We start from the raw sequence: 5,020 nt of genomic DNA, 5'->3' as shown, positions 1-5,020 counted from the left end.
GCTCTCACCCGAGCGGGGCTCCGGCAGCTTCACCATCTCGATCCCTCCCTCAGCTCAGCCGAACCCGCGGGTCGATGACCGCGTAGAGCACGTCGACCACGATGTTGGCGACCACGATGAACACCGCCGCCAGCAGCACGGTCGCCATGACCACCGGCAGGTTGAGGAACTGCACCGCCTCCACGGTCGCCTTGCCCAGCCCCTGGAGGCCGAAGATGGTCTCCGTGATGAACGTCCCGCCGAGGCTGGTGCCGATGTCCAGGCCGGCGATGGTGACGATGGGCGTGATGGCGGCCCGCAGCGCGTGCCGGGTGTGCACCTGCCGCGCGGAGAGGCCCTTCGCGCGGGCCGTCCGCACGAAGTCCTCGGACAGGGTCTCCAGCATCTGCGCCCGGGACAGCCGGGCGTACAGCGCCGAGTTGAGGAAGCCGAGCGTCATCCAGGGCAGCAGCAGGCCCACCGCCCACCGGCCCGGGTTCTCGGTCAGCGGGGTGTAGCTGGGGAACGGCAGCAGCCCGGTGGCGTACACCAGCAGGTAGAGCAGGATCAGTCCGAAGAAGTAGACCTGCATGGACGCCCCGGCCAGGGTGATGCCGATCGCGGCCCGGTCGAAGACCGTCCCCCGACGCAGCGCCGACACCATACCCAGCGAGATGCCCAACACCAGCCAGAGCACCGCGCCACCGAAGACGATGCTGAAGGTGACCGGGAGACGCTGGGCGATGATCTCGGTGACCGGCTGGTTGTTGCGGAACGAGTAGCCCAGGCAGGGGGCCGGGCAGTCCTGGCGGAAGTCCCCCGAGCCGTACGTGCGGCCGACGAAGATGCCCTTGACGAAGTCCGCGTACTGGCGGGGCAACGGCTGGTCGATGCCGAGCCGCTGCTCGACCTGCGCGATGTCCGCCGCGGTGCAGTTCTTGCCGCACATCACCTTGGCCGGGCTGCTCGGCACCGCGAAGAAGAGACCGAAGGTGACCAGGCTGATGACCACGAGGGTCACCCCGGCGACGAGCAGCCGCCGGACGACGAAACGGAACACTCCGAACACCTCCCCGGTGGACGGTGGGGGCGGCTCGGGGCCGCCCCCACGGACGGTCACTTCTTCACGTAGATGCCGTTGAGCGAGATGATCCCGAAGGCGTCGCTGAGGAAGGCGTTGCCGACCTTCGACCCGTGCAGCTCGTAGGTGGCGTCGTAGTAGCAGGGCACGACCGGGACGTACTCCCGCATGATCTTCTCGTCCAGGGCCATCCAGCCGGCGTCCTGCTCGGCGGCGGGCAGAGCGCGGACCCGGTCGATCTCGGCGCTGATCGACGGCTCGTTGAGGTACGAGAGGTTGTTGTTACCCTCCGCCACGATCTCCCGCCCGTCGTAGACCGGCGGGATGATGGTGGACCCGGTCGGCCAGTCCGAGCCCCAGCCGCTGAGGTAGAGGTCGTACGGGTTGTCCTTCCGGCCGACCTCGTCGTAGTAGCTGCTGCTCTCGATGGGCTTCATCACGATGTCGAAGCCCATGTCGGTGAGGTTCTTCCGGATCGCCTCGGCCTGCTGGGTCCGTAGCTCGGTGTTCGAGTGGGCCAACACCAGCTTCGGCCGCTTGCCGCCGAGCAGCTCGGTGACCTTCGCCTTGTCCCCGGTGACCGGGGCGTTGAAGACGTCGTACTTCTTCCAGCCGGAGGTGGTCGGCGACATCAGCGTGGTGGCCGGGGAACCCGCCGCCTGCCCGCCGATCGCCTTGAGCGCGGCGTCCTTGTCCACGGCGTAGTTCAGCGCCTTCCGGACGTTCAGGTCGGTGACCCGCTGGGTGTTGATGTCCAGCACCCAGGTGTACTGCGTCGGGCCCTTCACCACCCGCTCGACCACGCCGGCGGTGGTGGTCCGCGGCAGTACGGCCGGCGGCACGTCGGTCCAGCTCAGCGCGGCCTGATCGGCCGCGGCGTCGGCGACGAGCCGCTCGGCGATCTGCGCCTGCTCCAGGCCGAAGGTGACCCGGATCGCGTCCGGGTACGCGTTGCGGATGGGGTCGGTCGCCGGGTCCCAGTTCGGGTTGCGCTCCAGCTCCAGCGCCACGTCCCGCTGGTACGACTTGACCTTGTAGGGGCCGGAGGAGAACGGCCGCAGGTCGTAGTTGGCGCGGGTGTCCTTCGCCGCGGGCACGGGCGCGCTGGTGGGCAGCGCGGCCGCGTACGGCAGGTCGCAGTGCGCCTCCGGGAAGGTGAACCGGATGGTCCGGTCGTCAGGCGTCTCGACGCCGTCCGGCACGGCCTTGCCGCCGTCGTAGGGCCCCTGGTACTTCGCGTTGTACGCCCCACCCGGGTAGAGCCACTGCTGGATGTAGTGCGGCCCCTCGTTAAGGTTGGACGCGAACGAGCGGGCGATGCCGTACGCCACGTCCTTGCTGGTCACCGGCGAGCCGTCCTCGTACTTCACCCCCTCCCGAAGGGTGAACTCCCACACCTTGCAGTCCTTGTTGACGTCCTTGCCCGGATTGGTGGCGAGGTCGCCGACGAGCAGCAGCTTGCCGGTGCCGTCCTCCTTGTAGCCGTTGAGCGCCCGGTAGATCAGCCCGCCGGTGACCTGCTGCACGTTGACGTAGTTGCGGGCCGGGTCGAGGTGCTCGAAGTCGGAGTTCTGCATGACGGTGAGCGTGCCGCCGCGGGCGGCCCCGTCGACCGCCTTCGCCGGGCCCTGGTTGTCGGCGGCCTCGTAGGAGACCGAGCCGGTCTGGGTCTTCGTCTTCTCGTCGCCGCCACCACCGCTGTCGGTGGTCGGGCTGCAGCCGGCGGCGACGAGCGCCGCGGCGAGGACACCGGTGCTCAGTGTCCGGGTTCGTGCTCGCACGGTGTGCTCCCTTCCCGCCCGGCGGCCCCCGCCGGCCGGGCGTGTTGATAGCCGGGGGTTACCGGGTCGACCGAGGATCCAGCGAGTCGCGCAGGGCGTCACCGAAGAGGTTGAACGCCAGGACCAGCAGGAAGATCGTCAATCCGGGGAACAGGGTGTACCAGGGGTCGCTGGCCACGTAGCCGATGCTGTTGTAGATCATCCGACCGAGGTCGGGCGTGGGTTCGGTGACGCCGATGTTGACGAAGGCCAGCGCCGCCTCGATGGCGATGAACTGCGGCACGTTCAGCGAGACCGTGACCAGGATCGGGGCCCAGATGTTCGGCAGCAGCTGCCGGAACAGGATGTGCCCGGTGCCGGCGCCCGCGGCCCGGGCGGCCTCGACGAACTCCCGCTCGCGCAGGGAGATCACCTGGCCGCGGACCAGCCGGGCGGTGTACGTCCAGCTGAACAGGCCGAACGTGGCGATGATCAGGGCGACCCGGAAGGCCGGCGGCGGCGCCTCCCGCTCGGTGTAGAAGCGGTCCTGCAGGATCGGGATCACGGCCAGCGCGAAAATGAGGAACGGAAACGCCAGCGTGAGGTCGACCAGCCAGTTGACGACACTGTCCAGCCAGCCTCGCGCCCAGCCCGCGATCACCCCCACCGCGACCCCGATGACCGAGGCCAGCAGGGCCGAGGCCAAGGCGATGAACAATGACGTCCGCAGGCCGTACACCAGTTGGAGCATGATGTCGCGGCCGCTGCCCGGTTCGAGTCCGAGCCAGTGCTCGGAGCTGATGCCGCCGGCGTAGCCGATCGGCATTCCGAAATCATTCAGCCGATCCACGAACTTGTCCGTCGGATCCATTCCGGTGAGCCAGCCGAACAGCGGCGCGCAGAGGGCGACAAGTGCGGCGACGACCAGCGTCAGGGCGCTAGTCCGGGCGGTCCGATCCCGCTTCAGCCGCAGCCAGGCGAGCTGGTTCGGCGACCGGCCGACGATCTCCCGCCGGCCGCCGACGGGCGGGGATTCGGTCTCGACGGCGAGGTCCGGGGCGGCCGGATCGCCGGGCGCGGTCAACGACGGTGGGTGGGACATGTCGCTCATGAGGAACCCTCCCGACGGCGACGAAAACGTCCTTCCACCCGACGGTAAGCCGCTGGGGAACGGTGAATTGAATCGTTACGGTAACGGCCGGATCGGTTGTCGGGCATTGACAACGATCTGATTTACGGAATGACTCGCTGCAATAACGGCCCGATCTGGTTGTCATCCTTTCGGCCATCTTCGCCGCAGTTTCTGAAAGCGTTGCGGCGAGGCCGCGATCCGGTTGTCGCCCGTTCGGACATTCCGCTCGCCGCTGCCCCGGCACGGGCACGTGACAGTTCGTGGCGCTTGTTCACCCGCGCCGGGGTTCAGCGAACCGAATGCGCCCGGCCGGCGCGCGTCCCGACTCAGCGGCCGAGCGAGATGGAGGCCCGGTTGATGTGCACGACCTGGACGGCGAAGGCCGCCAGCGCCACCACCACGCCGACCGCGATCGCCAGGCCGAGTGCGGCACCGAACACGCCGCTCAGCAGGGTGGCGCCGAGCCCGATCAGCAGCGCGTTGACCGCGCCGACCAACGCGGCCGTGGTCAGCAGCATCTGCACGCGGCCAGGCCGGCTGCCCACCGCCGCCCACTCCGCTCGCTTGCCGCCCCCCTGGGCCAGGGCGTCGACAAAGAAGTCCAGGTCGCCGGCGAAGCGGTGGTGGTACCAGGCGCGGATGCGTTGGATCCGCTGCAGGTCCACCTCGTTCTCCACCATGCTCTCCACCAGCCGGGCGTAGGTCAGCAACCCGGTGATCACCAGAGTCGGCAGCACCGCACCGAGATACGGCCGCAGCAGGTGCCCGCTGCTGGAGACGAAACCCAACCCGATCAGCGCGGCGGAGAGCATCGACATGAAGATGGTCGCCCGGCCCACCGACTCGGCGATGGTGGCGCTGCGGGAGGTCTGCAGCACGAAGTGCTCGGTGGTGACGGCGGTGAGCAGCGCCTGCTGCCGCGCCTCCTCGTCCATCTCGCCGCCCTCCTTCACCGCCGACGATACGGAGCCACACTCCATTCCGGGGCAGAACGGACATCGCGCAACCGGCGCCCACTGCCCCGAACTGCCTCGCCGCCGGTCGCGGTCGGGCCGTCGCCCACCGCTA

Annotated in this window: 4 protein-coding genes; all 4 read right to left on the bottom strand. The window is 69.0% G+C overall.

The window, feature by feature from the left end; translation table 11 throughout:
- Positions 1 to 49: 49 nt before the first annotated feature.
- The 4 genes from ACY34I_RS40085 to ACY34I_RS40070 all read right to left on the bottom strand — a co-directional run bounded on the left by ACY34I_RS40085 (position 50) and on the right by ACY34I_RS40070 (position 4,887).
- Positions 50 to 1,039, bottom strand: coding sequence for an ABC transporter permease (locus ACY34I_RS40085; protein WP_462760725.1), 990 nt, complete (start codon positions 1,037 to 1,039; stop codon positions 50 to 52).
- Positions 1,040 to 1,095: 56 nt separating this feature from the next.
- A complete protein-coding gene (locus ACY34I_RS40080) occupies positions 1,096 to 2,841 on the bottom strand; it encodes an ABC transporter substrate-binding protein (protein WP_462760723.1) in 1,746 nt (581 codons plus the stop codon).
- Between the two features lie 58 nt (positions 2,842 to 2,899).
- On the bottom strand, positions 2,900 to 3,931 hold the full coding sequence (locus tag ACY34I_RS40075; RefSeq protein WP_148795678.1) for an ABC transporter permease: 1,032 nt from the start codon (positions 3,929 to 3,931) through the stop codon (positions 2,900 to 2,902).
- Between the two features lie 347 nt (positions 3,932 to 4,278).
- Positions 4,279 to 4,887: a hypothetical protein gene (locus tag ACY34I_RS40070; RefSeq protein WP_462760721.1), complete on the bottom strand. Its 609-nt coding sequence runs from the start codon at positions 4,885 to 4,887 to the stop codon at positions 4,279 to 4,281.
- Positions 4,888 to 5,020 lie beyond the last annotated feature (133 nt).

The organism is Micromonospora sp. RTBAU3-60, assembly GCF_054963695.1.
Note: the sequence above shows the minus strand (reverse complement) of the source record. Positions and strands in the feature narration are given on the sequence as shown.